Annotated in this window: 28 protein-coding genes and 1 pseudogene; 16 read left to right on the top strand and 13 right to left on the bottom strand. The window is 61.2% G+C overall.

All coding sequences use genetic code 11. The features are described 5' to 3' along the window. Window positions 1-5: 5 nt before the first annotated feature. Window positions 6-869 (bottom strand): YicC/YloC family endoribonuclease, encoded by an 864-nt coding sequence (locus K7431_RS07750; RefSeq protein WP_015886534.1) that lies wholly within the window; start codon window positions 867-869, stop codon window positions 6-8. A gap of 185 nt (window positions 870-1,054) precedes the next feature. On the opposite strand from K7431_RS07750, the gene rph reads away from it, so the two are divergent. Both rph and K7431_RS07740 read left to right on the top strand, forming a co-directional pair. After that, window positions 1,055-1,777 (top strand): ribonuclease PH, encoded by a 723-nt coding sequence (rph, locus tag K7431_RS07745; protein ID WP_010207511.1) that lies wholly within the window; start codon window positions 1,055-1,057, stop codon window positions 1,775-1,777. Between the two features lie 22 nt (window positions 1,778-1,799). Continuing rightward, complete coding sequence (locus K7431_RS07740) at window positions 1,800-2,168, top strand: DUF4870 domain-containing protein (protein ID WP_015886533.1); 369 nt, start codon at window positions 1,800-1,802, stop codon at window positions 2,166-2,168. 58 nt (window positions 2,169-2,226) lie between these two features. Here K7431_RS07740 and K7431_RS07735 read toward each other — a convergent pair whose 3' ends face one another. Continuing rightward, entirely contained in the window at window positions 2,227-3,006 is a 780-nt protein-coding gene (locus tag K7431_RS07735; RefSeq protein ID WP_003195493.1) for an exodeoxyribonuclease III, read from the bottom strand. An 82-nt stretch (window positions 3,007-3,088) separates the two neighbouring features. Between K7431_RS07735 and pyrE the strand changes: the two genes are divergently transcribed. Further along, the gene (gene pyrE / locus K7431_RS07730) at window positions 3,089-3,733 is read left to right on the top strand and encodes an orotate phosphoribosyltransferase (RefSeq protein ID WP_003195489.1); all 645 of its coding nucleotides are present in this window, start codon (window positions 3,089-3,091) and stop codon (window positions 3,731-3,733) included. 146 nt (window positions 3,734-3,879) lie between these two features. On the opposite strand, the gene argB is transcribed toward pyrE, so the two are convergent. The 5 genes and pseudogenes from argB to coaBC form a co-directional block, all read right to left on the bottom strand. Then, window positions 3,880-4,785 carry an acetylglutamate kinase gene (argB, locus tag K7431_RS07725; protein ID WP_015886532.1) on the bottom strand — a complete coding sequence of 302 codons (906 nt, stop codon included), beginning with the start codon at window positions 4,783-4,785 and terminating at the stop codon, window positions 3,880-3,882. Window positions 4,786-4,804: 19 nt separating this feature from the next. Next, a pseudogene (locus K7431_RS07720) lies at window positions 4,805-6,226 on the bottom strand (phosphomannomutase/phosphoglucomutase); the annotation flags it as partial. Next, the gene (locus K7431_RS07715; RefSeq protein ID WP_043206060.1) at window positions 6,199-6,399 is read right to left on the bottom strand and encodes a hypothetical protein; all 201 of its coding nucleotides are present in this window, start codon (window positions 6,397-6,399) and stop codon (window positions 6,199-6,201) included. The gene K7431_RS07715 and the pseudogene K7431_RS07720, both read right to left, overlap by 28 nt. A 67-nt stretch (window positions 6,400-6,466) precedes the next feature. Beyond that, complete coding sequence (dut, locus tag K7431_RS07710; protein WP_010207501.1) at window positions 6,467-6,922, bottom strand: dUTP diphosphatase; 456 nt, start codon at window positions 6,920-6,922, stop codon at window positions 6,467-6,469. Between the two features lie 5 nt (window positions 6,923-6,927). Further along, window positions 6,928-8,136 (bottom strand): bifunctional phosphopantothenoylcysteine decarboxylase/phosphopantothenate--cysteine ligase CoaBC, encoded by a 1,209-nt coding sequence (gene coaBC, locus K7431_RS07705; protein WP_015886530.1) that lies wholly within the window; start codon window positions 8,134-8,136, stop codon window positions 6,928-6,930. Window positions 8,137-8,288: 152 nt separating this feature from the next. Here coaBC and radC point away from each other — a divergent pair, with 152 nt between their 5' ends. Continuing rightward, window positions 8,289-8,963, top strand: coding sequence for a RadC family protein (radC, locus tag K7431_RS07700; RefSeq protein ID WP_015886529.1), 675 nt, complete (start codon window positions 8,289-8,291; stop codon window positions 8,961-8,963). 56 nt (window positions 8,964-9,019) lie between these two features. Here the strand turns inward: radC and K7431_RS07695 are convergent, their stop codons facing one another. After that, entirely contained in the window at window positions 9,020-10,612 is a 1,593-nt protein-coding gene (locus K7431_RS07695; protein WP_015886528.1) for an ABC transporter substrate-binding protein, read from the bottom strand. 458 nt (window positions 10,613-11,070) lie between these two features. On the opposite strand from K7431_RS07695, the gene rpmB reads away from it, so the two are divergent. Next, window positions 11,071-11,304, top strand: a complete 234-nt coding sequence (gene rpmB / locus K7431_RS07690) for a 50S ribosomal protein L28 (RefSeq protein ID WP_003176907.1) — start codon at window positions 11,071-11,073, stop codon at window positions 11,302-11,304. Window positions 11,305-11,315: 11 nt separating this feature from the next. Continuing rightward, window positions 11,316-11,471: a 50S ribosomal protein L33 gene (gene rpmG, locus K7431_RS07685; RefSeq protein WP_003176906.1), complete on the top strand. Its 156-nt coding sequence runs from the start codon at window positions 11,316-11,318 to the stop codon at window positions 11,469-11,471. Between the two features lie 71 nt (window positions 11,472-11,542). On the opposite strand, the gene K7431_RS07680 is transcribed toward rpmG, so the two are convergent. Continuing rightward, window positions 11,543-11,905, bottom strand: coding sequence for a cupin domain-containing protein (locus tag K7431_RS07680; RefSeq protein ID WP_015886527.1), 363 nt, complete (start codon window positions 11,903-11,905; stop codon window positions 11,543-11,545). A gap of 230 nt (window positions 11,906-12,135) precedes the next feature. Between K7431_RS07680 and K7431_RS07675 the strand changes: the two genes are divergently transcribed. After that, window positions 12,136-13,629 (top strand): aldehyde dehydrogenase, encoded by a 1,494-nt coding sequence (locus K7431_RS07675; RefSeq protein ID WP_015886526.1) that lies wholly within the window; start codon window positions 12,136-12,138, stop codon window positions 13,627-13,629. A gap of 180 nt (window positions 13,630-13,809) precedes the next feature. Continuing rightward, complete coding sequence (locus tag K7431_RS07670; protein ID WP_015886525.1) at window positions 13,810-14,952, top strand: MFS transporter; 1,143 nt, start codon at window positions 13,810-13,812, stop codon at window positions 14,950-14,952. A 35-nt stretch (window positions 14,953-14,987) separates the two neighbouring features. On the opposite strand, the gene K7431_RS07665 is transcribed toward K7431_RS07670, so the two are convergent. Continuing rightward, window positions 14,988-16,553, bottom strand: coding sequence for a phospholipase D family protein (locus K7431_RS07665; RefSeq protein ID WP_043206059.1), 1,566 nt, complete (start codon window positions 16,551-16,553; stop codon window positions 14,988-14,990). Window positions 16,554-16,615: 62 nt separating this feature from the next. Beyond that, the gene (locus tag K7431_RS07660; protein ID WP_015886523.1) at window positions 16,616-18,040 is read right to left on the bottom strand and encodes an aminotransferase-like domain-containing protein; all 1,425 of its coding nucleotides are present in this window, start codon (window positions 18,038-18,040) and stop codon (window positions 16,616-16,618) included. Window positions 18,041-18,206: 166 nt separating this feature from the next. Between K7431_RS07660 and K7431_RS07655 the strand changes: the two genes are divergently transcribed. Beyond that, window positions 18,207-18,431 carry a DUF1127 domain-containing protein gene (locus tag K7431_RS07655; protein ID WP_043206058.1) on the top strand — a complete coding sequence of 75 codons (225 nt, stop codon included), beginning with the start codon at window positions 18,207-18,209 and terminating at the stop codon, window positions 18,429-18,431. A gap of 1 nt (window position 18,432) precedes the next feature. On the opposite strand, the gene K7431_RS07650 is transcribed toward K7431_RS07655, so the two are convergent. Beyond that, entirely contained in the window at window positions 18,433-19,725 is a 1,293-nt protein-coding gene (locus K7431_RS07650; protein ID WP_043206057.1) for an NAD(P)/FAD-dependent oxidoreductase, read from the bottom strand. 115 nt (window positions 19,726-19,840) lie between these two features. On the opposite strand from K7431_RS07650, the gene K7431_RS07645 reads away from it, so the two are divergent. Further along, window positions 19,841-20,194: a YkgJ family cysteine cluster protein gene (locus K7431_RS07645; RefSeq protein ID WP_015886520.1), complete on the top strand. Its 354-nt coding sequence runs from the start codon at window positions 19,841-19,843 to the stop codon at window positions 20,192-20,194. A 14-nt stretch (window positions 20,195-20,208) separates the two neighbouring features. Here the strand turns inward: K7431_RS07645 and K7431_RS07640 are convergent, their stop codons facing one another. Next, window positions 20,209-20,697, bottom strand: coding sequence for an Lrp/AsnC ligand binding domain-containing protein (locus tag K7431_RS07640; RefSeq protein ID WP_003176896.1), 489 nt, complete (start codon window positions 20,695-20,697; stop codon window positions 20,209-20,211). A gap of 156 nt (window positions 20,698-20,853) precedes the next feature. Between K7431_RS07640 and dadA the strand changes: the two genes are divergently transcribed. The 6 genes from dadA (at window position 20,854) to K7431_RS07610 (ending at window position 26,951) form a co-directional block, all read left to right on the top strand. Further along, window positions 20,854-22,155 (top strand): D-amino acid dehydrogenase, encoded by a 1,302-nt coding sequence (gene dadA / locus K7431_RS07635; RefSeq protein ID WP_015886519.1) that lies wholly within the window; start codon window positions 20,854-20,856, stop codon window positions 22,153-22,155. After that, a complete protein-coding gene (locus tag K7431_RS07630; protein WP_015886518.1) occupies window positions 22,127-22,480 on the top strand; it encodes a RidA family protein in 354 nt (117 codons plus the stop codon). The genes dadA and K7431_RS07630 overlap by 29 nt, the downstream gene beginning before the upstream one ends. 80 nt (window positions 22,481-22,560) lie before the next feature. After that, entirely contained in the window at window positions 22,561-23,634 is a 1,074-nt protein-coding gene (alr, locus tag K7431_RS07625) for an alanine racemase (RefSeq protein WP_015886517.1), read from the top strand. A gap of 116 nt (window positions 23,635-23,750) precedes the next feature. Next, complete coding sequence (locus K7431_RS07620; protein ID WP_003176893.1) at window positions 23,751-24,299, top strand: cupin domain-containing protein; 549 nt, start codon at window positions 23,751-23,753, stop codon at window positions 24,297-24,299. A gap of 182 nt (window positions 24,300-24,481) precedes the next feature. Then, window positions 24,482-24,895 carry a c-type cytochrome gene (locus K7431_RS07615; protein WP_016975909.1) on the top strand — a complete coding sequence of 138 codons (414 nt, stop codon included), beginning with the start codon at window positions 24,482-24,484 and terminating at the stop codon, window positions 24,893-24,895. Window positions 24,896-25,028: 133 nt separating this feature from the next. Beyond that, window positions 25,029-26,951, top strand: a complete 1,923-nt coding sequence (locus tag K7431_RS07610) for an acetyl-CoA hydrolase/transferase C-terminal domain-containing protein (RefSeq protein WP_015886515.1) — start codon at window positions 25,029-25,031, stop codon at window positions 26,949-26,951. The last annotated feature ends 48 nt before the right edge of the window (window positions 26,952-26,999 follow it).

Below are 26,999 nucleotides of genomic sequence, written 5' to 3'. Positions count from 1 at the left end.
TTGCCTTACTCAATATTCTGTACTTGTTCGCGCATCTGCTCGATCAACACTTTGAGGTTGACCGCCGCCGTGGTGCTGCGCGGATCGAAAGCCTTGGAGCCCAGTGTATTGGCTTCGCGGTTGAGTTCCTGCATCAGGAAGTCCAGGCGCCGACCGGCGGCACCGCCGGACTTGAGCACGCGGCGCACTTCAAGGATGTGGGTGCTCAGGCGGTCGAGTTCTTCGGCGACGTCGCTCTTCTGCGCCAGTAGGACCATTTCCTGCTCCAGGCGTGTCGGGTCAAGGTCGGCCTTCATGTCGGCGAAGCGGTCGAGCACCTTCTGGCGCTGGGTGGCAAGCATCTGCGGGACCAGCTCACGCAGGGTGACCACGTCTTCTTCGATGGAGGTCAGGCGCTCGTTGATCAGGCGTGCCAGCTCGGCGCCTTCGCGCTCGCGGCCGGCCTTGAGCTCCTTGAGGCCCTGGTTGAACAGGGCCAGGGCTTCGGCATTGAGGGCCTGCGGGTCGGTGGCGTCGGCCACCAGTACACCGGGCCAGGCCAGCACTTCCAGAGGGTTGAGCGCGGCCGGCTGCTTGATCAGGCCAGCGATGGTTTCAGCGGCGGCCACCAGTTGCGCGGCACGGTCGCGGTCGACCTGCAGCGGCTTGCCGGTGGTTTCTTCGGTAAAGCGCAGGGTGCATTCCAGCTTGCCGCGGGAAATGCCCTGGCGCAGCCCTTCACGCACGGCGCCTTCGAGGTCGCGGAATGACTCCGGCAGGCGCAGGTGCGGCTCCAGGTAGCGGCTGTTGACCGAGCGCAGTTCCCAGCTCAGGGTGCCTTGTACGCCGGCTTTTTCGACGCGGGCGAAGGCGGTCATGCTGTGCACCATGGAGGTACCTCGCGTTGCAGTCCCGCAAACACGGGCTGATGGTTAAGAAGGCGCAGGATTGTAGCGCAGTGGGAGGAGCGCGCCCAAACCGAGCATTCGTAACCGGATTTTTTAGCAGTGCCCCGAACCGGTTCACGGCTCTATAATGCTCGGCAGTTTTTCGTCCTCAGTACAGGTGTCTCCCTATGAAACGTCCAAGTGGTCGCGCTGCCGATCAGCTCCGCTCGATCCGCATCACCCGCAACTACACCAAACACGCCGAGGGGTCTGTACTGGTCGAGTTTGGCGATACCAAGGTTATCTGCACCGTCAGCGTTGAAAACGGCGTGCCGCGGTTCCTTAAAGGCCAGGGCCAGGGTTGGTTGACCGCCGAGTACGGCATGCTGCCGCGCGCCACCGGCGAGCGTAACCAGCGTGAAGCCAGCCGTGGCAAGCAAGGCGGTCGCACCCTGGAAATCCAGCGTTTGATCGGCCGTTCCCTGCGCGCAGCCCTGGACATGTCCAAGCTGGGCGACGTGACCCTCTACGTCGACTGCGATGTGATCCAGGCCGACGGCGGCACCCGTACCGCGTCAATCACCGGCGCCATGGTGGCCTTGGTCGACGCACTGAAAGTGATCAAGAAGCGCGGCGGCCTGAAAGCGGGCGACCCGCTCAAGCAGATGATCGCTGCCGTATCGGTAGGCATGTACCAGGGCGAGCCAGTGCTGGACCTGGACTACCTGGAAGACTCGGCCGCCGAGACCGACCTGAACGTGGTCATGACCAGCACCGGTGGTTTCATCGAAGTGCAGGGCACTGCCGAAGGTGCGCCATTCCAGCCGGCCGACCTGAACGCCATGCTGGCCCTGGCCCAGAAAGGCATGACCGAGATTTTCGAACTGCAGAACGCCGCCCTGGCTGACTGAGTCGGCCTCAAGGAGAAACGCCATGAATGACAACCAGACGCCAGTGCCTACGCCTTCCTACGAAGTGCGCCAGGGGGCAATGTTGTGCCATCTCGCGGCGTTTCTGGGGTTTGTGTTCCCCTTCGGCAGTGTCGTGGGGCCGCTGATCCTGTGGCAGATGAAGAAAGAAGTGGACCCGTTCATTGATGATCAGGGCAAGGAAGCCCTGAACTTCCAGATCACCGTGGCCATCGCCTGGATAGCTTGCATCGTGCTGGCCTTCGCGGTGATTGGCTTTTTCCTGATGTTCGCCCTGGCGATCGCCACGGTGGTGCTGACCATCATTGGTAGCATCAAGGCCAACAAGGGGATCGCCTATCGCTATCCGCTGACCTGGCGCGTGATCAAATAATGAACAGGCACAAAAAAACCGACAGCGATGTCGGTTTTTTTGTGCCTGGAAAAAGACCTCAGATGGTCAATGTCCAGTCGTAGTCCACGATCAGCGGCGCGTGCTGCGAGAAGCGTGGCTGGCGCGGCAGGCGTGCGCTGCGAACGAACCGGCGCAGGCCGGGGGTCAGCAACTGGTAGTCGAAACGCCAGCCCAGGTTGAGCATCTCAGCCTGTTCGTTATCCGGCCACCAGCTGTACTGGTCGCCTTCGCGGCTGACTTCGCGCAGTGCGTCGACATAGCCCATGTTGCCGACAATCTCGTCCATCCAGGCGCGTTCCGGCGCCAGGAAGCCTGGAGATTGCTGGCTGTCGCGCCAGTTCTTGATATCCAGCTTCTGTTGCGCCACGTACAGCGAGCCACAATAAATGTACTCGCGACGTTTGCGCCGCTGTTTGTCCAGGTAACGGGCGAAATCGTCCATTAGCTTGAACTTCTGGTTCAAGTCTTCATCGCCGTTCTGCCCCGAAGGGAGCAGCAAGGTCGCGATGCTGACCTTATCGAAATCGGCTTGCAGGTAGCGCCCGTAGCGGTCGGCTGTCTCGAAGCCGAGGCCGCTGATGACCGCCTTGGGTTGCAACCGCGAATACAAAGCCACGCCACCTTGGGTGGGCACTTCGGCATCGCAGGCATAAAGGAAGTAGCCATCCAGTTGGAAGGCTGGGTCGTCCAGTTCAAAGGCGGAGGCGCGGGTATCCTGCAGGCAGATGACGTCGGCATTCTGGGCTTGCAGCCAACTGAGCAAACCACGCTCGACTGCAGCCTGAATACCATTAACGTTCACACTGATGATCCGCATAAATGGCCCCAAAAATCGCGTGCGTGTATGATACACGCCGTCTACCTAATTAGCTAAATCCGTGGTATCTGAGGCTTTTTTCATGCAGGCGTATCAACGCGATTTCATTCGTTTTGCCATCGATCGCGGCGTTTTGCGCTTCGGTGAGTTCACCCTCAAGTCCGGGCGCACCAGCCCGTACTTCTTCAATGCGGGCTTGTTCAACTCCGGTTCGGCCCTGGCTCAGCTGGGTCGTTTCTATGCGGCAGCCATCGTTGAAAGCGGTATTTCCTTTGATGTGTTGTTTGGCCCAGCCTACAAGGGCATTCCCCTGGCCGCCGCGACAGCCGTGGCCCTGGCTGAACATCACGGGCAGGACCTGCCGTGGTGCTTCAACCGCAAGGAGGCCAAGGCCCATGGCGAAGGCGGGAGCCTGGTGGGCGCACCGCTGACCGGCGACGTGCTGATCATCGACGACGTGATCACCGCTGGCACCGCCATCCGTGAGGTGATGCAGATCATCGCCTCCCAGGATGGCGCCAAGGCTGCCGGCGTGTTGATCGCGCTGAACCGCCAGGAGCGTGGCAACGGTGAGTTGTCGGCGATCCAGGAAGTGGAGCGTGATTTCGGTATTCCGGTGGTGAGCATCGTTTCGCTGAACCAGGTGCTGCAGTTCCTGGAAGATGACCCGCAGCTCAAGCAGCATTTGCCTGCTGTTCGCGCGTACCGTGAGCAATTCGGCGTCTGACACAGAGCCCCCTTGTGTGTGAGGGCTAGTGTGGGAGGGAGCAAGCCCCCTCCCACATTTGGATCACCGCAAGGCTCAAGTTAAACGCCAAAAAACAAAAAGGCCCCGCTCAATCAGATTGAGCAGGGCCTTTTTGTGTGTGGCGTTTAAGGACGCTTGCGGTTACTGATCAGGGTGCCCACACCGGTATCGGTGAAGATTTCCAGCAGGATCGCATTCGGCACCCGGCCGTCGAGGATCAGCGAGCTGCCCACGCCGCCTTGCACCGCTTCCAGCGCGCAACGGATCTTCGGCAGCATGCCACCGTAGATGGTGCCGTCGGCGATCAGCTCGTCGACCTGTTGGGTCGTCAGGCCGGTCAATACCTTGCCTTCCTTGTCCATCAAGCCGGCGATGTTGGTCAGCAGCATCAGCTTTTCAGCCTTCAGCGCTTCAGCCACCTTGCCGGCCACCAAGTCGGCGTTAATGTTGTAGGACTCGCCATTGGCGCCCACGCCGATCGGTGCGATCACGGGAATGAAGTCGCCCTTGACCAGCAGGTTCAGCAGGTCGGTATTGATACCGATCACTTCGCCTACCTGGCCGATGTCGATGATTTCCGGCTGGGTCATTTCCGGCGTCTGACGGGTCACGGTCAGTTTTTTCGCACGGATCAGCTCCGCATCCTTGCCGGTCAGGCCGATGGCGCTGCCGCCGTGGCGGTTGATCAGGTTGACGATGTCCTTGTTGACCTGGCCGCCGAGGACCATCTCCACCACGTCCATGGTCTGCGCGTCAGTGACGCGCATGCCATCGATGAAGTGACTCTCGATCGACAAACGCTTGAGCAGGTCGCCGATTTGCGGGCCGCCACCGTGGACCACTACTGGGTTGATCCCCACGGCTTTCATCAACACGATGTCGCGGGCAAAGCCGGTTTTCAGCTCGTCGCTTTCCATGGCATTGCCGCCGTACTTGATCACCAGCGTCTTGCCGACGTAGCGTCGAATGTAAGGCAACGCTTCGGAAAGGACCTTGGCGGTATTGGCAGCGGCTTCGCGTTCGAGGGTCATTCAGGGCTCCGGTAAAAAATCAGAACGGTAATTGGAGATCAGGGGCAACACGTTTCAACTGGGCGTGGAACACGTCCTTGATGCGCTGCAACTCAGCCTCGGTATCCGCCTCGAAACGCAGGACCAGCACCGGTGTGGTGTTGGACGCGCGAACCAGGCCCCAGCCTTTGGCGTAATCGACTCGCACACCATCAATGGTGGTCAGGTTGGCGCCTTCGCCCCATTGCGCATCGTGCAGTGCGTCAATGATGCTGAATTTGCTCTCCTCGGTCACATGGATATTGATCTCTGGCGTAGAAATATCGTTCGGGAAGGTCTGGAACAGCTCTTCGGCGGTGGATTTTTCCTTGCTGAGGATCTCCAGCAGGCGTGCGGCACTGTAAATGCCGTCGTCAAAGCCGAACCAGCGCTCCTTGAAGAACACGTGACCACTCATTTCGCCGGCCAACAGCGCGCCGGTTTCTTTCATTTTCTTTTTGATCAACGAGTGACCGGTCTTCCACATTAGCGGGCGACCGCCGTATTCCTTGATCAGCGGCGTGAGGCGGCGGGTGCACTTCACGTCGAAAATGATCTCGGCGCCTGGGTTACGTGCAACCACGTCGCGGGCGAACAGCATCAGCAGGCGGTCCGGGAATACGATTTCACCGGTTTCAGTCACCACCCCCACGCGGTCGCCGTCGCCGTCAAAGGCCAGGCCGACGTCAGCCCCGGTTTCCTTGACCTTGGCGATCAGGTCAACCAGGTTTTCAGGCTTGCCCGGGTCCGGGTGGTGGTTGGGGAAGTTGCCGTCGACCTCGCAGAACAAGGGGATCACTTCGCAGTTCAGGGCTTCGAGCAGCTGCGGGGCGATCACGCCGGCCGCGCCGTTGCCGCAGTCCACCACCACTTTCAGACGGCGCTCAAGTTTGACGTCACGGGTGATTTCGTCAGAGTAGCGCTGCAAGATGTCGACTTTACTGATGGTGCCCTTACCGCTGGTCAGGTCGTTGGTTTTCAGGCGGTTGTGTAGGGCCTGGATCTGTTCGTTGGCCAGGGTGTCGCCAGCGATGACGATCTTGAAACCGTTGTAGTCCGACGGGTTATGGCTGCCGGTGAGCATCACCCCGGACTTGCCGGCCAGTACGTTGGCTGCGTAGTACAGCGCTGGGGTCGGCACCAGGCCGACATCACTCACATGGCAACCGCTGTCGGCCAGGCCCTGGATCAGTTGTTCCACCAACTCCGGGCCGGACAGGCGACCGTCACGGCCGACCGACACGTTGGGCTCATCCTGGGCCAGGCTCTGTGAGCCGATGGCGCGGCCAATCCAGTAGGCGGTTTCGGCAGTCAGCGTCTTAGGCACCACGCCACGGATGTCGTAGGCGCGAAAGATGCTGTCGGGGAATGTCGGGGCTACTCGGGCTGCGGTACTCATCGCGGGGGGAAACTCCATCTGAAGGGGGCAAGGCTGGCCTTAATGTGGCTGACCGGCAGGCTCAAACTGAAGGGTATGACGGTGTTTTCGGCAGAGAGTTCGTGGTGCAAAAGTGCCAGCAGCGTGCTGGCTTCGTCCTGCTGTTTACGTAATCCATTGATTTCTATGGGGAAATCTCGCTGATAAAGTCCGCGCATTCTTCGTCCTGAAAAGCCTTGCGGTGGCGTCGGGCCGGGCAACGACGCCCGGCCAGATTCAGCTTAGTCAGTGACTGCCGGAATGCCCAAAGCCGCCCGCGCCACGCTGGGTCTCATCAAACTCTTCTACCAGTTCAAAGTGCGCCTGCACCACCGGTACCAGTACCAGCTGGGCGATTCGCTCGCCGACGGCGATGTTGAACGCGGTCTGGCCACGGTTCCAGCACGACACCATCAGCTCGCCTTGGTAGTCCGAGTCGATCAGGCCCACCAGGTTGCCCAGCACGATGCCGTGTTTGTGGCCCAGGCCGGAGCGCGGCAGGATCAGCGCCGCCAAGCCAGGGTCGCCAACGTAGATCGACAGGCCGGTCGGAATCAGCAGGGTCTGGCCCGGCTCAAGCACGGTGTCTTCCTTGAGCATGGCGCGCAGGTCGAGGCCGGCGGAGCCCGGTGTGGCGTAGGCCGGCAGTGGGAATTCGTTGCCGATGCGTGGGTCGAGGATCTTGGCTTGCAAAGCGTGCATGGAAATTAAACCTGGTTCAGCCGTTGGGCGATAAAAGAGATCAGTTGGCGGGCAATCTTGCCCTTGCTGGTCTGGGCGAAAAGGGTGGCGTGCAGCTCGCGGTCGATCACGCTGCAGGCATTTTCCTCGCTGTTGAAGCCGATGCTCGGGTTGGCGACATCATTGGCCACGATCAGGTCGAGGTTTTTGTCTTTCAATTTGCGTGCGGCGTAATCCAGCAAATGCTCGGTCTCGGCGGCGAAGCCGACACTGAACGGACGGTCCGGACGCGTGGCGATGGTGGCCAGGATGTCTGGGTTGCGCACCATTTGCAGGAGCAGGCCATCACCGCTTGTAGGGTCTTTCTTGAGTTTTTGCGGGGCGACGACTTCCGGGCGGTAGTCCGCAACCGCTGCCGAGGCGATAAACAGGTCGCACGGAATAGCGGCCTCACAGGCCGCCAGCATGTCGCGGGCGCTGACTACGTCGATTCGCGTGACCCGATCAGGGGTCGGCAAATGCACCGGGCCGGTGATCAAGGTGACACGTGCGCCTGCCTCGACCGCCGCTTCGGCCAAGGCGAAGCCCATTTTTCCTGAGCTATGGTTGGTGATGTAGCGCACCGGGTCGATGTTTTCCTGGGTCGGGCCAGCCGTAATCAGCACGTGCTTGCCGGTCAGGGCCAGGTGCTGGAAGCACTCGGCGGCGCACAGCGCCAGGTCGGTGGCTTCGAGCATCCGGCCCATGCCGACGTCGCCGCAGGCTTGGCTGCCGGATGCCGGGCCGAACACCTTGAGGCCACGGCTTTGCAGGAGTTGAGTGTTGGCCTGGGTGGCCGGGTCGCGCCACATGGCCTGGTTCATGGCCGGGGCGATGGCGACGGTGGCGTCGGTGGCCAGTACCAGGGTGGTCAGCAGGTCATCGGCAATGCCTTGGGCCAGTCGCGCGATCAGGTCGGCGGTGGCGGGGGCGATCAGCACCAGGTCGGCCCATTTGGCCAGCTCGATATGGCCCATGGCGGCTTCGGCCGCGGGGTCCAGCAGGTCCAGGTGAACCGGGTGCCCGGACAACGCCTGCATGGTCAGTGGAGTAATGAACTCACTGCCGCCGCGCGTCATGACCACGCGCACTTCGGCGCCCTGGTCCAGGAGCCTGCGGACCAGCTCTGCGCTCTTGTAGGCGGCAATGCCGCCGCCAACGCCGAGAACGATGCGTTTCCGATACAGACGCTGCATTGGTTTGCCTTTCCAGTTCAGTGATGCCAGTTCAGTGACGCCTGCGATGCCCCCTCCCCAGGGGAAATCACATGCAAAAAAGAGGGCCTACGATAACACAGCGTCCGCGAGTCAACAGCGGTGCACATGGCGTATAGGGAGAGGGAGCAGGGATGAGTATTCGCGATTGGCCGGCGGCGGAGCGGCCGCGAGAAAAGCTGTTGGAATGGGGCGCGGCGAGTCTGTCGGATGCCGAGCTGCTGGCGATCTTCTTGCGTACAGGGGTTTCCGGCAGGAGCGCAGTGGACCTGGCGCGCCATCTGTTGGCGCAATTCGGCGGCTTGCGCCCGTTGTTGGAGGCCAGTCAGGCACTGTTCAACCAACAATTGGGCTTGGGGCCGGCGAAGTTTGCCCAGTTGCAGGCGGTACTGGAAATGGCCAAGCGGCACATGGCCGAACGCCTGCGACATGACTCGGTGCTGGAGAGCCCGAAGGCCGTGCGCGATTACCTCAAGGCCATGCTGCGGCATGAGCCCCACGAGATCTTCGGCTGTCTGTTCCTTGATTCAAGGCACAGGGTGCTCGGTTTCGAGGCCTTGTCCCAAGGCACCATCGACGCGGCGATGGTTTATCCCCGGCAGGTGGTCAAGCGCGCCCTGGCCTATAACGCGGCGGCGCTGATCCTTTGCCATAACCATCCTTCCGGCAGCCTTGAGCCGAGCGCAGCTGATCGAAAATTGACCAAGTTGCTGCAAAAGGCCTTGGAAGTGGTGGATGTGCGAGTCCTCGATCACATCATCGTAGGGGACGGCGACCCGTTGTCGATGGCGGAATATGGGTGGCTTTAGAGGCAGCAAATGAACGGGTGAAGCTGCAAGCCTCAAGTGGGCTTGCAGCGTGCAGCTTAGGGCTTGACGCTGACCTTCGAGAAATCCTGGCGCCCGAATGGGCTCACCTGGTAGCCCTCGACATTCTTGCGGGCCAGGGCAAACGCCGTAGGGTGCGCGAGCGGCAGCCACAGTGCCTGCTGCTGGATCTGCGCCTGGGCCTGGTGGTAGAGCTTGCTGCGCACCCCTTGCTCGCTGGTGGTCTTGCCGGCGCTGATCAGCTTGTCCAGCGTTGGGTCGCAGTAGCGGGCGAAGTTGGTGCCGGATTTCACTGCCGCGCACGAGAACTGCGGGGTCAGGAAGTTATCCGGGTCACCGTTGTCGCCGGCCCAGCCCATGAACAGCAGGTCGTGTTCGCCGGCTTTGGCGCGGCGGATCAGCTCGCCCCATTCGATCACACGGATCTCGGCCTGGATGCCGACCTTGGCCAGGTCAGCCTGCAGCAGTTGGGCACCGAGGTTCGGGTTGGGGTTCAGCAGGCTGCCGGTGGGGCGGGTCCAGAGGGTGGTCTTGAAACCCTCCTTCAGACCGGCGCGGTCCAGCAGTGCCTTGGCCTTGGCAAGGTTCTGCGGGTAACCGGGCAAGTCCTTGGCGTAGCTCCAGGTGTTGGGCGGGTAAGGGCCATTGGCGGCCTCGGCGGTCCCTTCAAACACGGCTTTGAGGTAGCTGCCCTTGTCGAAGGCCAGGTTGATCGCCTGGCGCACTTCAGGTTTGTCCAGGGGCGGGTGCTGGCTGTTGATGGCCACGAAGGCGGTCATGAAGGCAGCGGTTTTCTCGACCTTGAGCGCCGGGTCTTTTTCGGCCTCGCCCACGTCCAGCGGCTTGGGCGACAGGGCAATCTGGCATTCATCACGGTGCAGCTTCTGCAGGCGCACGTTGGCGTCCGGGGTGATGGCGAAGATCAAGTTATCCACAGCCGGTTTGCCGGCGAAGTAGTCCGGGTTGGCTCTGTAACGCACCACGGCGTCTTTCTGGAAACGGCTGAAGATGAACGGACCGGTGCCGATCGGTTGGCTGTTGAGCTTTTCCGGCGTGCCAGCCTTGAGCAGTTTATCGGCGTATTCCGCCGGGTAGATCGAGGCAAAACCCATGCTCAGGGCGGCGAGGAAGGTGGAGTCGGCATGGTCCAGGGTGAAGCGCACGGTGAGCGGGTCGAGGGCGTCGATTTTCTTCACCAGCGTCGGCAGTTGCAGCGACTGCGCGTGGGGGAAGCCACTCTGGGCGATCTTGTGCCATGGGTTGGCCGGGTCGAGCATGCGCTCGAAGCTGAAGCGCACGTCTTCGGCGGTCAGGGTGCGGCTTGGGGTGAAGTAATCGGTGCGATGGAATTTCACATCCGGGTGCAGCTTGAAGGTATAGGTCAGGCCATCTGGCGAGACGTCCCAACTGTCTGCCAGGCTGGGCACCAGTTTGCCGCTGGTCGCGTCATAGTCCACCAAGCGGTTCATCAGCACATCGGCCGAGGCGTTGGTGGTGGTCAGCGAGTTGTATTGCACCACATCGAACCCTTCGGGGCTGGCCTCGGTGCAGACGCTCAAATTGCTGGCGGCAGAGGCCAGCGGGGCGATGAATAGAGGGGCTAGCAATAGCGGTAGGGCAGCGAGGCGCATGTTCGGTTTCCTTTGCAGATCGAAGGCCCATCTGCGAGTGCAGTCTGGAAAAGTCCTACCGTAGTGGTCTGATAGGTAAATGACTAGCCCATTTTTGGCTGTGCTTTTGCCCCAAATGCTGTTTTGATGGCGCCTCATCGCGTTTCGTCGAGCACTTCACGGTGTTCGCGCGCGCTGTAAATCATTCTGTGCGACGAGCGGTCGGCTATGACAGCGGCCCCTCCTGGCAGCGGTTCAGGCGTCTGTCGCCAAGATTTACGCCAGTAAAAACACGCGGGCTGTTGTTGCACTGGGGTCTTTCTGGTATAAAGCAGCGCTCTTTTCTAGGGGCCCGGTTCCTTCGCTTGTAGGTGTAGCCGGTAAGACCCTAAAGAAACGCGGCGCCTGGCGCCAAATGACTGAGAGATTAAGCGGCCAACCCATGCCGGGTTGGGCATGTGGTTTTAGAGGGCTGAGGCATGTCGAGAGTCTGTCAAGTTACCGGTAAGGGTCCGGTGACTGGGAATAACATTTCCCACGCAAATAACAAAACCCGTCGTCGTTTCCTGCCGAACCTGCAGCATCACCGCTTCTGGGTTGAAGAAGAGAAACGTTTCGTCCGTCTGCGCGTATCCGCTAAAGGCATGCGCATTATCGACAAGCGTGGCATCACTGTCGTGCTGGCCGAAATCCGTGCCGCTGGCAAGATCTAAGGAGCTCTATCATGCGTGAATTGATTCGAATGATCTCTAGCGCCGGTACTGGTCACTTCTACACTACCGACAAGAACAAGCGTACTACCCCGGACAAGCTCGAAAAGAAAATGTTCGACCCGCGCGTTCGCAAGCACGTGATCTACAAAGAAGGCAAAATCAAGTAATTGATTTTCCTCCTTGTGAAAAAAAGCCCGTATCTCACGATCCGGGCTTTTTTTTGCCTGCGATTTGCCGGTCAGGCTTTCTGTTCGAACACCACGTAGATCTTGCGGCAAGGCTCCAGCACTTCCCAGGTGCCGCTGAAGCCGGCGGGGATCACGAAGCGATCACCCGCGCGCAAGGTCTTGGCATTGCCGTCGGCATCACGTAGCACGGACACACCTTGCACAATCTCGCAGTACTCATGCTCGGTGTAGTTGACCTTCCATTGCCCGACCTCACCTTCCCACACCCCGGCGCTCATCTGGCCGCACGGGCTGTTGTAGTGGTTGTAGATCGTTTGCTCGGGATCACCCTTGAGGATTTTTTCGGCGGCGGGGCGGTAGCGGTCTGGGGCGGTGCTGGCTTGGCTGAAGTCGACGATGTCCTGGATGCTCATGTGCGTGTCCCGTCTGGCCTGCGGTTGGAGAGCCCAAAGTCTATGTTTATTAAAATGAACATCGCAAGGGCGTTTTCCTACGTTATGTCAAATATATTGAAACATCCCCAGCCGCTGGTTTAGGGTGGCAGCTGCCTTGAGCCGAACAGCTGGCTGGCGGGGCACGCATTCTTTGAGGCTGCCGGGGGACATCGCCTGGCCCTTGTATTCCATAAGAGGAGGACACTCGCATGACCACCCTGACCCGTGCCGACTGGGAACAACGCGCCAAGGATCTGAAGATCGAAGGCCGCGCCTACATTAATGGCGAGTACACCGCCGCTGTTTCCGGTGACACCTTCGAGTGCATCAGCCCGGTCGATGGGCGCTTGCTGGCCACTGTTGCCAGCTGTGACGCCGTCGACGCCCAGCGCGCCGTTGAAAACGCGCGTGCCACGTTCAACTCCGGTGTGTGGTCGCGCCTGGCGCCAGCCAAACGCAAAGCCACCATGATCCGCTTCGCCGCGTTGCTCAAGGCCAATGCCGAAGAGCTGGCGCTGCTTGAAACCCTGGACATGGGCAAGCCGATCAGCGACTCCCTGAACATCGACGTACCCGGCGCGGCGAATGCCCTGAGCTGGAGCGGCGAAGCCATCGACAAAATCTACGACGAAGTCGCCGCCACTCCGCACGACCAACTGGGCCTGGTGACTCGTGAGCCGGTCGGCGTCGTCGGCGCCATCGTGCCGTGGAACTTCCCACTGATGATGGCCTGCTGGAAACTCGGCCCGGCGCTGTCCACCGGTAACTCGGTGATCCTCAAACCGTCCGAAAAATCCCCACTGACCGCCATCCGTATCGCGGCCCTGGCCGTTGAGGCCGGTATTCCAAAAGGTGTGTTCAACGTGCTGCCGGGCTACGGCCACACCGTGGGCAACGCGCTGGCGCTGCACATGGACGTCGACACCCTGGTGTTCACCGGTTCGACCAAGATCGCCAAGCAACTGTTGATCCGCTCCGGCGAGTCGAACATGAAGCGTGTATGGCTGGAAGCGGGCGGCAAGAGCCCCAACATCGTGTTTGCCGATGCACCGGACCTGCAAGCCGCCGCCGAGTCCGCCGCCGGCGCTATCGCCTTCAACCAGGGCGAAGTCTGCACCGCCGGTTCGCGCCTGCTGGTGGAGCGTTCCATCAAGGATAAATTCCTGCCACTGGTGATCGAGGCCCTCAAGGGCTGGAAGCCAGGCAACCCGCTGGACCCGGCCACTAACGTCGGCGCGTTGGTGGACACCCAGCAGATGAACACCGTGCTCTCGTACATCGAAGCCGGGCATGCCGATGGCGCCAAGTTGGTCGCCGGTGGCAAGCGCACCTTGGAAGAAACCGGCGGTACTTATGTCGAGCCGACGATTTTCGACGGCGTGACCAATGCGATGAAGATCGCCCAGGAAGAGATCTTTGGTCCCGTCCTGTCGGTGATCACCTTCGACAGCGCCGAGGAAGCGGTCAAGATCGCCAACGACACCGTCTATGGCTTGGCCGCCGCCGTGTGGACAGCCGATATCTCCAAGGCGCACCTGACCGCCAAGGCCCTGCGCGCCGGTAGCGTGTGGGTCAACCAATATGACGGCGGCGACATGACTGCGCCGTTTGGTGGCTTCAAGCAATCGGGTAACGGTCGCGACAAGTCGCTGCATGCGTTCGACAAGTACACCGAGCTGAAGTCGACCTGGATCAAGCTCTAAGCCACACCGCTGATCCCCTGTAGGAGCGAGCTTGTGTGGGGCTGGCTTGCCTGCGATAGCATCACCTAGGTGTGCCTGACACGCTTAGGTGCCTGCATCGCGGGCAAGCCCGACTCCCACGCAAGCTCGCTCCTACAGTTCGTTTTGCAAGCCCGAAAACTTATCCACAGGAGCGTGGCAATGCGTTGGGCGACTTATTTCGCCGTCCTGGCCTCGGTACTCAGCGTCGGCCTGGCGCTGGGTGTCAGCATGCCGCTGGTGTCCCTGCGCCTTGAAAGCTGGGGCTACGGCAGCTTTGCCATTGGTGTGATGGCGGCTATGCCCGCGTTTGGTGTGCTGCTGGGCGCCAAGGTCTCCAGTCGCATGGCCTCCTGGCTCGGCACGGCCAACCTCATGCGCCTGTGCCTGTGGGCGGGCGCGGTGTCCATCGGCTTGTTGGCGATCCTGCCCAGCTATCCGGTCTGGCTGGTGTTGCGGCTGATGATCGGCGTGATCCTCACCATCGTATTTATCCTCGGCGAAAGCTGGATAAACCAATTGGTGGTGGAGCAGTGGCGCGGCCGGCTGGTGGCCCTGTATGGCTGCAGTTATGCCTTGAGCCAACTGTCGGGCCCGTTGCTGCTGGGCCTGATCGGTACCGACCATGATTATGGTTTCTGGGTGGGCGTAGCCCTGCTGATGGTGGCGCCGCTGTTGCTGCTGGGACGCTCCGGCGCACCGAGCGCCGAGTCCTTCAGCGTGACCTTCGCGCAACTGTGGCGCTTCTGCCTGAGCCTGCCCGCGATTGCCTGGGCGGTGGCGCTGTTCGCCGCATTCGAGGCGATGATCCTCACGTTGCTGCCGGTGTATTGCCTGCAGCAAGGCTTCACCGCCGAAGTTGCCCTGGCCATGGTCAGCACGGTGGTGGTCGGCGATGCGCTGCTGCAACTGCCCATCGGTGCGCTGGCCGACTACCTGCCGCGACGCACGTTGTTCCTGGGCTGTGCGCTGCTGTTGCTGGCATCGAGCCTGGCCATTGCGCCGTTGATGCACACGCCGCTGATCTGGCCGGTGTGGGTGCTGTTCGGCGCCAGTGCCGGCGGTTTGTTCACCCTGTCGCTGATCCTGATCGGCGAGCGTTACCGTGACGATGCGCTGGTGCGCGCCAATGCCCATGTGGCGCAGTTGTGGGGTATCGGCTGCCTGATCGGGCCGTTGGTCGCGGGTGCCGGCAGCCAGTGGGTCAGCGGGCATGCGCTGCCGTGGCTGATGGCGGCGGGCGCGCTGGGACTGGTGGTGCTGTTGCTGCGCCAAGGCGCCTTCGGCGCAGCACAGCCAGCCTGACCTGACATGCAATCGCGTGTGGGGCCTCGTCTTTCTTAAAGCATCCGCTCGAGGCCAACGCTGGTGGCGAACCACGCATTGAACCGCCGCCACCAGTTGCCCGGCTCGCGGGTCAGGGTGTGCAATTGGCCGTTGTCCTCGGTGACCCACACGATCTGGCCATCCTGCAATTTCGCCTCATAGCTCAAGGCCGGGGCCATGCCTTGCAGCGCCAGGTTACGCACGTGTTCCGCCAACTCCGGGCTGTCGACCAGCACACCCACTTCGGTGTTCCACAGCACCGAGCGCGGGTCGAAGTTGAAGGAGCCGATAAACGATTTCGTCCGATCAAAAATCATCGCCTTGCTGTGCAAGCTGGAGTCCGAACCACGGAAGGTACCGCGCCGAAACAGGTGTGGGCCGCTGCCGCCGCCGTCCCCGGGTTGGCGGCGCAGCTCATAGAGCTTCACGCCATGTTCCAGCAGGGCCTTGCGGTAGGGCGCGTAACCGCCGTGCACGGCCGGCACGTCGGTGGCTTCGAGCGCGTTGGTCAGCAGGCTGACCGATACGCCGGCGTCGGCGCGCCCGGTCAGGTACACCAGCCCCGGTTGCCCCGGCACGAAGTAGGCCGAGATCATGATCAGCTCGTGGTTGACCCCTTCGAGTTCCGGCGCCAGTTGCGTCGTGAGCAGCAGCCGAGGGTCTGGGTCGGCCTTGGACAGCACCTTGCTCGGCGCATCCCAGAGTGCCTGGTTCCAGGCCCAGATCAGCTCGCGGCGCCAGATGTCCATGCGCGGTTGGGTCTGGTAGGTGCGCAAGCGGTTGTACAGCGCGTGATTCTGCTGGCGCGACTCGGCCAGCGAGGCTTCCAGTTGCACGCGTGCGGCGGCCAGGTCGCCTCGGGTCGGCGCAATAGACACGAAGTCATCAATGGGCTTGCTCAGGGCACTGTTCCAGTACTGGTCGAAGCTGTGGCCGAGCTGCTCAGCCACCGGCCCTACGCTGAGCATGTCGATGTCGGTGAAGTTCAGGTTGGGCTCGGCGTCGAAATATTCATCCCCCAGGTTGCGCCCGCCGACGATGGCCACGCTGTTGTCCGCCAACCACAGCTTGTTGTGCATGCGCCGATGCTGCAGCGACAGGTTGAACAAGCGGCCCATGGCCCGTGTCGCGCCGGTGCTGCGCCCTAGGTGCAGCGGGTTGAACAGGCGAATCTCGATCTTGGGGTGGGCGGCGAGGGTGGCGATGATCTGGTCCAGGCCATCACTGGTGGTGTCGTCCAGCAGGATACGCACGCGCACGCCGCGGTCAGCGGCCTTGAGCAGTTCGTCCACCAGCATGCGGGTGCTGATGCCGTCGTGCACGATGTAGTACTGCAGGTCGAGGCTGGTCTGGGCGTTACGGATCAGCTCGGCACGTGCCATGAACGCCTCGCTGCTGTTGGGCAGCAGGCGAAAACCGGAGCGCCCTTGATAGTGCGCGGCCTGGGCCTGGATCGACCGGCCGAACGACGATTGCGCGGCGGGCAGGGCGTCGCTGGGGATGCGCGGTACGCTCACCGTGGCGCAGCCACCCAGGGCCAGGGCTCCCAACAGGAAAAACGGTAATAGCCGTTGAATCATCAAGGGAGTTGCTTCCAGATCAGGGCGGTTGTCGGCATATGACGGCAATTTCCCGCGAAAGGTCAGTCGGCCACCTCAGCGAGCATTTTGCTGGCGGCGGCACCGACCTTGCGCACGGCTTCTTCAATCTGTGCGGTTGGCTTGGCAGCGTAGTTCATGCGCAGGCAGTTGCGGTACTTGCCCGATGCGGAAAAGATGCTGCCTACGGCCACCTGCACGCCTTGTTCCATCAGCACACGGTTGAGCTTCAACGTATCAAAGCCTTCCGGCAGTTCGATCCACAGCATGAAACTGCCCTGGGGGCGACTCGCCCGCGTACCTGCCGGGAAATAACGGCTGACCCAGTCAAGCATCAAGTCGCGATTACGCTGGTATTGCGTGCGCATCCGCCGCAAATGGGGCTCGAAGTGGCCGCCTTTGAGGAATTCGGCTATTGCGATCTGCGGCTGCGTGGCGGTTGATCCGGTGCTGATGTACTTCATGTGCAGCACCCGCTCCAGGTAGCGGCCGGGAGCAACCCAGCCGATGCGTAATCCGGGCGCCAGGGTTTTCGAGAACGAACTGCACAACAATACTCGGCCGTCTTCGTCGAAGGACTTGATGGTGCGCGGGCGTGGGTAGGCGTAGGCCAGTTCGCCGTATACGTCATCTTCGATGATCGCCACGTCAAAGCGCTGGGCCAAGGTCAGCAGCGCACGTTTGCGCGCTTCCGGCATGATGTAGCCCAAGGGGTTGTTGCAGTTGGGCGTGAGCTGGATGACCTTGATCGGCCACTGTTCCAGTGCCAGCTCCAGGGCTTCGAGGCTGATGCCGGTGATGGGGTCGGTGGGGATTTCCAGGGCTTTCATGCCCAGCCCTTTGAGGGTCTGCATGGCGCCGTGGAAGCTCGGTGAATCCACCGCGACGATATCACCCGGCTCGCAAATGGCATGGATGCTGGCGGACAGCGCCTCATGGCAGCCGGTGGTGATGACGATATCGTCGGAGGTCAGTTGGCAGCCGGAATCCAATGACAGTCGCGCAATTTGTTCGCGCAACTCCATACAGCCCATGATGTTGTCGTAGTACAGCCCCGGCAAGTCCTGGCGCCGGCTTACACGGGCCAGGCTGCGCAGCAGGGGCTTGATCGTAGGTGACAATACGTCCGGCATGCCACGGCCCATCTGTATGACGTCTTTGCGGGGGACGGCGCGAATCAGCTCCAGCACCTGGTCCCATTGGGATATCTCCACCGGGCGCTGGGCGGGTCGACCGATTTCGGGCAGTGCCGGCAGCGCTCGGCCGACCGGCACAAAATAGCCAGATTTGGGTTTGGGCATCGCCAGGCCATTGTCTTCCAGCAATCGATAAGCCTGCTGCACGGTGCTCAGGCTGACCCCGTGCTCCACGCTCAGGGCCCGTACGGAAGGCAATCGATCGCCGGGGCGGTAGAAGCCTTGTTCGATGCGTGTACCCAGTAGTTCGGCAAGGTTGACGTAGAGGGTCATGGCGGTCGCTCCCGAGAGACCAGTACAGATAGGGGGAAAATACAGGATTCAGGCGTCCACAGGCAGTGTCTGTATGGATTTAATAAGGTTGAGTTGAATCTGTAATGCTTTTGCCCCTGCGCTCATGCTTGTCACTCGTAGCAACAAGCAATCGAGGGGCAACACCATGAGCGGTATGAGCGATGTGCGGCTGGCGTTACACAGTCAGGAGTTGGAGGCAGGGCAAGCGCGCGCAACGGCGCCGCGGGATATCAGCCGCTGGAGCCTGTTCTGGCAGCGCCGTCACACGCGCAGGGCGTTGCTGCACCTGACCCGCGAGCAGTTGCGTGACGTCGGGCTGACCGAGGAGCAGGCGCGCCAGGAAGGGGTGAAACCGTTCTGGCGCAGTTGATTCACACCCGCTCTTTGAGCCTGTGCCAGAGCATCCCCAATGCCAGCAGTGGCGAGCGCAGGTGCTTGCCGCCGGGGAAGGTGAGGTGCGGCACCTGGGCGAACAGATCAAAGCGCGCCTGTTGTTGGCCACTGATGGCTTCGGCCAGCAGCTTGCCCGCCAGGTGCGTGGCGTTGAGGCCATGGCCGGCGTAGGCCTGGGCGTAATACACGTTGGGTTGGTCGGCCAATCGGCCAATCTGCGGTAGGCGGTTGGCGCCGATGCCGATCATGCCGCCCCATTGGTAATCGATTTTTACATCGGCCAGTTGCGGGAACACCTGCAGCATCTTCGGACGCATATACGCGCCGATGTCCTTGGGGTCGCGACCGGAGTAGTGGCACGCGCCGCCGAACAGCAATCGGCGGTCGGCAGACAGTCGGAAGTAGTCCACGGTGACGCGCTGGTCGCACACCGCCATGTTCTGTGGCAGCAGGTTGGCGGCCTGGGCTCCGCTCAACGGCTCAGTGGCGATGATGTAGCTGCCGGCGGGCAGCACTTTGCCGCTCAGGTGTGGGTTGAGGTCATTGAGGTAGGCATTGCAGGCGAGTACCAGGGTCTTGGCGCGTACATTGCCCTGAGCGGTATGCACGTTGACCTCGGGGCCGTAGTCGATGCGCGTGACTTCGGACTGTTCGAACAACTTCACGCCCAATTGCTGCGCCGCAGCGGCTTCGCCGAGGGCCAGGTTGAGCGGGTGCAAGTGGCCGGAGCCCATGTCGATCATACCGCCCACATAGCGGTCGGAGCCGATTACGCTGCTCATCTCGCTGGCCTGCAGCAGGCGCACTTCATGGCGATAGCCGAGGCTGCGCAGTTCTGCGGCGTCTTCGGCCAGGCCTTGCAGGTCGCGAGGTTTGTTGGCGAGGTCGCAGTAACCCCAGGTCAGGTCGCAAGGGATCTGAAAGCGCTCGACGCGCTCGCGCACGATCTCCACGGCTTCCAGGCCCATCAGCTTCATCTCGCGCACGCCCTCGGTCCCGATCACCTTGGCGAACTGGTCCAGGCCGTGGCCCACGCCGCGAATCAACTGGCCGCCGTTACGTCCGCTGGCGCCCCAGCCGATTTTGCGCGCTTCCAGCAACACCACGCTGAAACCGCGTTCGGCCAGCTCCAAAGCCGTGTTGAGCCCGGAAAAACCACCGCCTACCACGCACACATCCGCCGTGTTATCGCCGGTCAGTACCGGGTAATCGGGGTGCGGCACGCTGCTTGCCGCGTAGTAGGAAGTGGTGTGCCGGGCGCTGGCGGTCATGGGGAGCATCCCTGTTTGGAAAATTTGACGCAGGATACAGCGGTCGGACGAAGCTGTCTGCGCAGGGCGTTTTGCGGCAGAATCCACGTCTATTCGCCGTTCGGTACGTGTTTCGATGAGTTGCAACAGCCAGAAAATCAGCGCGCTGCGCAGGCAGATTCCTTCGTTCGAGTGCGTTCCCGGTTGCCACGATTGCTGTGGGCCAGTGACGACTTCGCCCGAGGAAATGTCGCGCCTGCCGCGTAAGACGGCGGCCGAGCAGGACGCGGCCATGGACGAGTTGAATTGCGTGCACCTGGGGCCTAAGGGCTGCACCGTGTATGACGAGCGCCCGCTGATCTGCAGGCTGTTCGGCACGACAAAGACCCTGCCGTGCCCCAATGGGCGCGGGCCTGTTGAGCTGATTCACCCGCGGGTGGAAAAACAGATCCATGAATACATGGCCAGCACCCGGCAGGTACTCGTCTAACGGTTGTGCTCGATTCAATCCGGGATCGGCAGGTTCAGGCTCTCCTTCACCTCTTCCATCACGATATAGCTCTTCGATTCCCGCACATGGGGCAGTTTGAGCAGGATATCGCCAAGCAATTTGCGGTATGAGGCCATCTCGGAAATCCGCGCCTTCACTAGGTAGTCGAAGTCCCCGGACACCAGGTGGCACTCCAGCACGTGCGGCAGTTTCAGTACCGCGCGACGGAACTCTTCAAATGTGTCGCCGGATTTGTAATCGAGGCTGATCTCGACAAATACCAGCAAGCTGCCCTTTAAATGCTGGGGGTTGAGCCGCGCGTTGTAGCCCATGATGATCCCTTCACGCTCCAGCCGACGCACGCGCTCGGTACACGGCGTGGTCGACAGCCCGACCTTTTCCCCCAACTCCGTGAACGAAATACGTCCATCGGTTTGCAGGATGCGCAGGATGTTGCGATCAATCTTGTCCAGCTCGCGCTTGGTCTGGGTGTTGGTACGCATAGGGGATACGCCTCTGTGAAAAGGGTTTTTGCCGAGAATTGTCGCCAAATATAGGCAGTTATATAGTGAAATGCACTGGCAATTGTTTTTTACACTGCGCTCATCATTGCTCGAATAACACACGTCAGCGGCCATGCCCGCGATGAGGATATAAAAATGCGCGTTCTGGTCTTGGGTAGCGGTGTCATTGGGGTGACCAGTGCCTACTATTTGGCGCGGGCCGGGTTTGAAGTGGTCGTCGTCGACCGTCAACCCGCCGCTGCCATGGAAACCAGTTTCGCCAACGCCGGCCAGGTGTCCCCAGGCTACGCCTCGCCATGGGCCGCACCGGGCGTGCCGCTCAAGGCCATCAAATGGCTGCTGCAGCGTCACGCGCCGCTGGCGATCAAGGCTACCGCCGATATCGACCAATACCTGTGGATGGCGCAGATGCTGCGCAACTGCACCGCCAGCCGTTACGCGGTGAACAAGGAGCGGATGGTGCGCCTGTCCGAATACAGCCGTGACTGCCTCGACGAATTGCGCACCGAGACAGGCATTGCCTACGAAGGCCGCAGCCTCGGGACTACCCAACTCTTCCGCACCCAGGCTCAGCTCGACGGGGCCGCTAAAGACATCGCCGTGTTGAAGGAATCCGGTGTGCCGTTCGAGCTGCTCGACCGCGCCGGCATTGCCCGCGTTGAGCCGGCCCTGGCCAGCGTGACCGATATCCTCGCCGGTGCCCTGCGATTGCCCAACGATCAGACGGGTGACTGCCAGATGTTCACCACCCGCCTGGCCGACATGTGCAAGCAATTGGGCGTTGAATTCCGCTTTGAACAAGACATCCAGCGCCTCGACTACGCGGGCGACCGCATCAACGGCGTGTGGATCGACGGCAAGCTGGAAACCGCCGACCGCTACGTACTGGCCCTCGGCAGCTACTCGCCGAAGCTGCTCAAGCCGCTGGGAATCAAGGCACCGGTATACCCGCTCAAGGGTTACTCGCTGACCGTGCCGATTACCCATTCGGCGATGGCGCCGACGTCGACCATCCTCGACGAGACCTACAAGGTCGCGATCACCCGCTTCGACAACCGCATTCGTGTCGGTGGCATGGCTGAAATAGCCGGTTTTGACCTGTCGCTTAACCCGCGTCGGCGCGAAACCCTGGAGATGATCGTCAACGACCTTTATCCTCAGGGCGGCGATCTGTCCGCAGCCACCTTCTGGACCGGCCTGCGCCCGACCACACCCGACGGCACGCCGATTGTCGGTGCCACCCCATTCAAGAACCTGTTCCTGAATACCGGCCATGGCACCCTCGGTTGGACCATGGCGTGTGGTTCCGGTCGTTTGCTGGCCGACCTGATGGCGAAGAAAACTCCGCAGATCAGCGCCGAAGGCCTCGATATTTCCCGTTATGGCAACCACCAGGAGTCCGCAAAACATGTCAATCCATCGCCAGCTCACCAATGAGCGCATGAGCCAGATCGTTGTCCACAGCGGTACCGTGTACCTGGCAGGCCAAGTCGGCGACGACATGAGTGCCGGGATTGAGCAGCAGACCCGTGAAACCCTGGTCAATATCGAGCGTTTGCTGGACCTGGCCGGTACCGACAAATCCAAATTGCTGTCGGTGACGATCTACCTGAAAGACATCGACGCCGACTTCGCCGGCATGAACGCGGTCTGGGACAAATGGCTGCCCAAAGGCGTCGCCCCGGCCCGCGCCACGGTGGAAGCCAAGCTGTGCGAACCGGAAATCCTGGTAGAGCTGTCTGTCGTGGCGGCTTTGCCTTAAACAACGATCCTTCTTCCGGTGCCGAAGCCGTCGGTGGGTGCCGGTTTTTTCTTCACTTTGCTGCCTAGAAGCGTGCCGCCATGCGTCCTGCCCGTGCCCTGATCGACCTCCAAGCCCTGCGTCACAACTACCAACTGGCCCGTGAAGTCACGGGGGCCAAGGCCCTCGCCGTGGTCAAGGCTGACGCTTATGGCCACGGTGCCGTGCGCGTGGCACAGGCGTTGGAAGCCGACGCCGATGGGTTTGCCGTGGCGTGCATCGAAGAGGCTTTGGAGCTGCGCGCCGCCGGGATTCGTGCGCCGGTGCTGCTGCTGGAAGGTTTTTTCGAGGCCGACGAGCTGCCGCTGATCCTCGAGCACGATTTGTGGTGCGTGGTGCATTCGCTGTGGCAACTGGAAGCGATTGAGCAGGCGCAGTTGCGTACGCCGCTGACCGTCTGGCTCAAGCTGGATTCGGGCATGCACCGTGTCGGCCTGCACCCCAAGGATTTCCACGAGGCGTACCAGCGCCTGTTGGCCAGCGGAAAAGTGGCCAAGATCGTGTTGATGAGCCACTTCGCCCGCGCCGATGAGCTCGATTGCGTCAGCAGCGATGAACAAGTCGCGGTGTTTGAGGCGGCGCGCCAGGGCCTTTCGGCCGAGGTCAGCTTGCGCAATTCGCCGTCGGTGCTGGGCTGGCCGAGTGTGTCCAGCGACTGGGTGCGCCCGGGCATCATGCTTTACGGCGCCACGCCGTTTGGCGAAGACCAGGCCCTCGCCGCGCGTTTGCAGCCGGTGATGACCCTGGAATCCAAGGTTATCTGCGTGCGCGAACTGCCGGCCGGTGAGCCGGTGGGTTATGGCGCCAAGTTCATCACGCCAAAACCGATGCGCATCGGTGTGGTCGCCATGGGCTATGCCGACGGCTACCCGCGTCACGCCCCCACCGGCACGCCGGTACTGGTCGCCGGGCAGCGCAGCCAACTATTGGGCCGTGTCTCCATGGACATGCTGTGCGTCGACCTGACGGACGTGCCTCAGGCCGGCCTCGGTGCCACGGTGGAGTTGTGGGGCAAAAACATCCTCGCCAGTGATATCGCCACCGCCGCCGAGACCATTCCCTACCAGATTTTCTGCAACCTGCGCCGCGTGCCAAGGCTCTATTCCGGCGCTTGATCGCCAGGTACGAACCCAACCGCCTGGGATTTAGGCCCAAGTGTTGTAAATACTGAACGCTGTCGCCATGATAACGCTCAATTACAACAAAGCCTGAATCCTAGGAGGCTCCTGCATTGGACGTCGGCGAACGACTGCAATCCATCCGTAAACTGAAGGGTCTTTCCCAGCGCGAGCTCGCCAAGCGCGCGGGTGTCACCAACAGCACCATTTCGATGATCGAAAAAAACAGCGTCAGCCCCTCGATCAGCTCCTTGCGCAAGGTGCTGGGCGGCATCCCCATGTCGATGGTCGAGTTCTTTTCCGAGGAGATCCTCCAGGAAATACCGACGCAGATCGTCTATAAAGCCAATGAGCTCATCGATATCTCTGACGGCGCCGTCACCATGAAACTGGTAGGCCGCGCGCACCCCAGCCGGGCGATTGCATTTCTCAACGAGATCTACCCACCGGGCGCCGACACGGGCGAAGAAATGCTCACCCACGAAGGCGAAGAAACCGGGATTTTGGTGGAAGGTCGCTTGGAGTTGGTGGTCGGTCTTGAAACTTTTGTGCTCGAAGCCGGCGATAGCTACTACTTTGAAAGCACCAAGCCGCATCGTTTTCGTAACCCGTTCGATGTGCCGGCGCGACTAATCAGCGCAGCCACGCCCGCGAACTTTTAAGAATAGAGGCGCCCTGCCAGCGTTGCAGAGGTTCCCGCAGCTGTAATCCGCGAGGCTGAATCTCCCTTTATTTAATAGGGTTGTTTCGGCCAGGCGGGCTAACCGTTATACTTTCGCCGCCTGCGAAACCGTGGCCGCAGGCGTGAATAGCCACCATTGAGGGTGAACGCGTGAACCTAATTATGAAAATGCTGGCTGCACCAGCAACCGTACTGGCCCTATGGGCTGTCAGCGCTCAAGCTGCGACCAACGACGACATTGCCAAGCGCCTGGAGCCTGTGGGTCAGGTTTGCGTCCAGGGCCAGGAATGCAAGGGCATGGAAGTGGCGGTAGCCGCCGGCGGCGGCGCGGCGAAGACGCCGGATGAGATCATCGCCAAGCACTGCAACGCTTGCCACGGTACGGGCCTGTTGGGCGCGCCGAAAATCGGCGATACCGCCGCCTGGAAAGAGCGCGCCGACCATCAGGGCGGCCTGGATGGGATCCTGGCCAAGGCGATCACGGGCATCAATGCCATGCCGCCAAAAGGCACGTGCTCTGATTGCTCGGATGATGACCTGAAAGGTGCGATCGAGAAGATGTCGGGTTTGAAATAAACCAATCTTCGCCAAAAAGCCGCTTACGGGCGGCTTTTTTGTGGCCGCGATTTGTGTTTCAACACTGTTCTTTGCAGCAAAGACCCTGCAAGCTCGGTCCAACCCCTAATCATGGAATGTTCAGGAGGGTCGGATGGTGCAGTTGTGTTCAATCGAGCAAGCAGTTGACGACATACTGGAACGGTTGCCGGCGCATATCCACATGGGTATGCCGCTTGGCCTGGGCAAGCCGAACCTGTTCGCCAACGCGCTGTACCGGCGCATCGCCAAATTGCCGGAGCGGTCGCTGACGATCTATACCGCCTTGAGCCTTGGCCGGCCAACGCTGGGCGATGGCTTGCAGAAACGCTTTCTCGAACCTTTTATCGAGCGGGTGTTTGGCGATTACCCCGAGCTGGATTTCCTCGCCGACCTGCACAAAGACACGCTTCCAAAAAATATCCACGTACAGCAGTTCTTCATGCAGCCCGGCAGCCTGCTCCACAGCGAGTCGGCGCAGCAGGACTACGTCAGCAGCAACTACAGCCACGCCGCCCGCGACATCAACGCAGCCGGCTTGAACCTGGTGGCGCAATTGGTTGCCAGCAGCGCCGAGCATCCTGATCGCCTGAGCCTGAGCTGCAACCCGGATATCACCCTCGACCTGCTGCCCATGATCGCCAAGCGCCGTGAGGCCGGTGAAACCGTGCTGATCGTCGGCCAGGTCCACAGCGATTTGCCCTACATGCCAGGGGATGCCGAGTTGGGCATGGACGCCTTCGACTACCTGCTCGATGAAAAAGACAGCACCACGCTGTTCTCGACGCCGAATATGCCGGTGGGTTTCCAAGACCACTTTATCGGCCTGCATGCCAGCACCCTGGTGCGCGATGGCGGCACCTTGCAGATCGGCATCGGCTCCATGGGGGATGCGCTGACGGCCGCGCTGTTGGCGCGCCAGGCCGACAACGAAGCCTATCGATTGCTGCTGACCGACCTCGATGTGTACCAATGGGCACCGTTGATCAGCCGAGAAGGCGGCGTCGACCCCTTCGCCCGTGGCCTCTACGGTTGCAGCGAAATGTTCGTCAACGGCCTGTTGGTGCTGGCGGACGCGGGGATTATCCGCCGCAAGGTCTACCCGGATGTGGCAACGCAGGAACAGGCTAACGCCGGCACGCTCGACGACGCCGCACAGCCCGACGGCATCTCCATCCACGGCGGATTCTTCCTGGGTCCGAGAAGTTTTTACCAGCGCCTGCAGGAAATGACCCACGCCAAGCGTCTTGAATTCAACATGACCCGCATCAGCTACATCAACGAGCTGTATGGTCAGGAAGCACTCAAGCGCCTGCAACGCCTGGACGCACGGTTTATCAACAGCGCGATCATCGTCACATTGCTCGGTGCTGGCGTTGCCGATCAACTGGAGGACGGTCGCGTACTCAGCGGCGTGGGCGGGCAGTACAACTTTGTCGCCCAAGGCCATGCGCTGGAGGGCGCGCGGTCGATCCTGATTTTGCGCAGTTGGCGCGAGTCGGCGGGGGAGGTCAGTTCCAACATCGTGTGGGACTACGGCCACTGCACGATTCCTCGACACCTGCGGGACATTGTCATCACCGAGTACGGCATTGCCGATCTGCGGGGTCAGACGGATGCCAAGGTGATCGAGGCGTTGCTCAATATCACCGACTCACGGTTCCAGGACGATTTGATCGAGCAGGCGCAAAAGGCCGGCAAGCTGCCCAAGGGTTTCCAGTTGGATCCGCGCTTCGCCGATAACACGCCGGAGCGGCTTCAGGCCATTCAAGCGCGCCATCGTCGGCTGTTTCCGGAGTATCCGCTGGGCAGCGATTTTACGGATGAGGAGCGCGATTTGCTGCGGGCGCTGAACTGGCTCAAGAGCAAGTTCAAGCTCACGGAGATTCTGGAATTGGGCAAGGCGGCGTTGGATGCGCCGGAGCCGGAGGCGTTTCCTGAGCATTTGAAGCGGATGCGGTTGGATAACCCGGAAGGTTTGAAAGAAGATTTATATCAGCGGCTGCTGCTCGCCGGCCTCCAGGCCACCACACACTAAAAACCAACACAAAACCAAATGTGGGAGGGGGCTTGCTCCCGATAGCAG

It is taken from the genome of Pseudomonas fluorescens group sp. (assembly GCF_020093335.1).
Classification (GTDB): Bacteria; Pseudomonadota; Gammaproteobacteria; order Pseudomonadales; family Pseudomonadaceae; genus Aquipseudomonas; species Aquipseudomonas petroselini.
The sequence above is the reverse complement of the archived record's forward strand: the minus strand, read 5'-3'. Positions and strand labels throughout refer to the sequence as shown.

Excerpts from the sequence above, each read along its gene's own strand:
- K7431_RS07750 (WP_015886534.1), bottom strand. The coding sequence starts at position 869 with ATGGTGCACAGCATGACCGCCTTCGCCCGCGTCGAAAAAGCCGGCGTA.
- rph (WP_010207511.1), top strand. The coding sequence starts at position 1,055 with ATGAAACGTCCAAGTGGTCGCGCTGCCGATCAGCTCCGCTCGATCCGC.
- K7431_RS07740 (WP_015886533.1), top strand. The coding sequence starts at position 1,800 with ATGAATGACAACCAGACGCCAGTGCCTACGCCTTCCTACGAAGTGCGC.
- K7431_RS07735 (WP_003195493.1), bottom strand. The coding sequence starts at position 3,006 with ATGCGGATCATCAGTGTGAACGTTAATGGTATTCAGGCTGCAGTCGAG.
- pyrE (WP_003195489.1), top strand. The coding sequence starts at position 3,089 with ATGCAGGCGTATCAACGCGATTTCATTCGTTTTGCCATCGATCGCGGC.
- argB (WP_015886532.1), bottom strand. The coding sequence starts at position 4,785 with ATGACCCTCGAACGCGAAGCCGCTGCCAATACCGCCAAGGTCCTTTCC.
- K7431_RS07715 (WP_043206060.1), bottom strand. The coding sequence starts at position 6,399 with ATGCGCGGACTTTATCAGCGAGATTTCCCCATAGAAATCAATGGATTA.
- dut (WP_010207501.1), bottom strand. The coding sequence starts at position 6,922 with ATGCACGCTTTGCAAGCCAAGATCCTCGACCCACGCATCGGCAACGAA.
- coaBC (WP_015886530.1), bottom strand. The coding sequence starts at position 8,136 with ATGCAGCGTCTGTATCGGAAACGCATCGTTCTCGGCGTTGGCGGCGGC.
- radC (WP_015886529.1), top strand. The coding sequence starts at position 8,289 with ATGAGTATTCGCGATTGGCCGGCGGCGGAGCGGCCGCGAGAAAAGCTG.
- K7431_RS07695 (WP_015886528.1), bottom strand. The coding sequence starts at position 10,612 with ATGCGCCTCGCTGCCCTACCGCTATTGCTAGCCCCTCTATTCATCGCC.
- rpmB (WP_003176907.1), top strand. The coding sequence starts at position 11,071 with ATGTCGAGAGTCTGTCAAGTTACCGGTAAGGGTCCGGTGACTGGGAAT.
- rpmG (WP_003176906.1), top strand. The coding sequence starts at position 11,316 with ATGCGTGAATTGATTCGAATGATCTCTAGCGCCGGTACTGGTCACTTC.
- K7431_RS07680 (WP_015886527.1), bottom strand. The coding sequence starts at position 11,905 with ATGAGCATCCAGGACATCGTCGACTTCAGCCAAGCCAGCACCGCCCCA.
- K7431_RS07675 (WP_015886526.1), top strand. The coding sequence starts at position 12,136 with ATGACCACCCTGACCCGTGCCGACTGGGAACAACGCGCCAAGGATCTG.
- K7431_RS07670 (WP_015886525.1), top strand. The coding sequence starts at position 13,810 with ATGCGTTGGGCGACTTATTTCGCCGTCCTGGCCTCGGTACTCAGCGTC.
- K7431_RS07665 (WP_043206059.1), bottom strand. The coding sequence starts at position 16,553 with ATGATTCAACGGCTATTACCGTTTTTCCTGTTGGGAGCCCTGGCCCTG.
- K7431_RS07660 (WP_015886523.1), bottom strand. The coding sequence starts at position 18,040 with ATGACCCTCTACGTCAACCTTGCCGAACTACTGGGTACACGCATCGAA.
- K7431_RS07655 (WP_043206058.1), top strand. The coding sequence starts at position 18,207 with ATGAGCGGTATGAGCGATGTGCGGCTGGCGTTACACAGTCAGGAGTTG.
- K7431_RS07650 (WP_043206057.1), bottom strand. The coding sequence starts at position 19,725 with ATGACCGCCAGCGCCCGGCACACCACTTCCTACTACGCGGCAAGCAGC.
- K7431_RS07645 (WP_015886520.1), top strand. The coding sequence starts at position 19,841 with ATGAGTTGCAACAGCCAGAAAATCAGCGCGCTGCGCAGGCAGATTCCT.
- K7431_RS07640 (WP_003176896.1), bottom strand. The coding sequence starts at position 20,697 with ATGCGTACCAACACCCAGACCAAGCGCGAGCTGGACAAGATTGATCGC.
- dadA (WP_015886519.1), top strand. The coding sequence starts at position 20,854 with ATGCGCGTTCTGGTCTTGGGTAGCGGTGTCATTGGGGTGACCAGTGCC.
- K7431_RS07630 (WP_015886518.1), top strand. The coding sequence starts at position 22,127 with ATGTCAATCCATCGCCAGCTCACCAATGAGCGCATGAGCCAGATCGTT.
- alr (WP_015886517.1), top strand. The coding sequence starts at position 22,561 with ATGCGTCCTGCCCGTGCCCTGATCGACCTCCAAGCCCTGCGTCACAAC.
- K7431_RS07615 (WP_016975909.1), top strand. The coding sequence starts at position 24,482 with ATGAAAATGCTGGCTGCACCAGCAACCGTACTGGCCCTATGGGCTGTC.
- K7431_RS07610 (WP_015886515.1), top strand. The coding sequence starts at position 25,029 with ATGGTGCAGTTGTGTTCAATCGAGCAAGCAGTTGACGACATACTGGAA.